Source organism: Rhodopseudomonas palustris, assembly GCF_003591005.1.
Classification (GTDB): Bacteria; Pseudomonadota; Alphaproteobacteria; order Rhizobiales; family Xanthobacteraceae; genus Rhodopseudomonas; species Rhodopseudomonas palustris_K.
Genome location: NZ_QYYD01000076.1, coordinates 1 through 576, shown reverse-complemented (window position 1 = coordinate 576; position 576 = coordinate 1). Strand labels below are relative to the sequence as shown.

General features: G+C 56.1%; 1 protein-coding gene. It reads right to left on the bottom strand.

Annotated elements, in window-relative coordinates; translation table 11 throughout:
• A partial coding sequence (gene rbsB / locus D4Q52_RS26030) for a ribose ABC transporter substrate-binding protein RbsB (protein WP_119859476.1) occupies positions 1 to 576 on the bottom strand: 576 nt, incomplete at both ends.

Genomic DNA, 576 nt, shown 5'->3' with positions numbered 1-576 from the left:
CATCAGGATGGGCGGTCAGCAGGTTCTGCATGACGTTCAGACCTTTGGTACGGTCGAAGTCCGCCGGCTGGCTGGCCAGAACATTGAATTTGTGCGCGGCAACGGCCTGCTTAAAGCCCTCACCACGTTCACGAGCCGCGGAAGTCCCTGCAATACCCTGCAGTTCAATCACTTTCGCGCCTTCACCGGCTTTCTTCGCAATGTAGTCGCCGGCCATCTTACCGCCCAGCACGTTATCAGACGCGATATGGCTGACGACATCGCCTTTCGAAGCCTGACGGTCGAGGGTAATCACCGGGATCTTCGCCTGGTTAGCCATCTTCACGGCGTTACCTACCGCATCAGAATCGGTAGGGTTAATCAGCAGCAGCTTCGCGCCACGGACCGTTAAATCCTGTACGTTCGCCAGCTCTTTCGCCGGGTTGTTCTGCGAATCCAGTACGACAAGGTTGTAGCCCAGTTTGTCCGCTTCTTTCTGCGCCCCCTCTTTCAGGGAAACAAAGAACGGGTTATTCAGGGTAGAGATAACCAGGGCGATAGTATCTTTCGCCATCGCGTTGGCGCTGACGGTTGCAC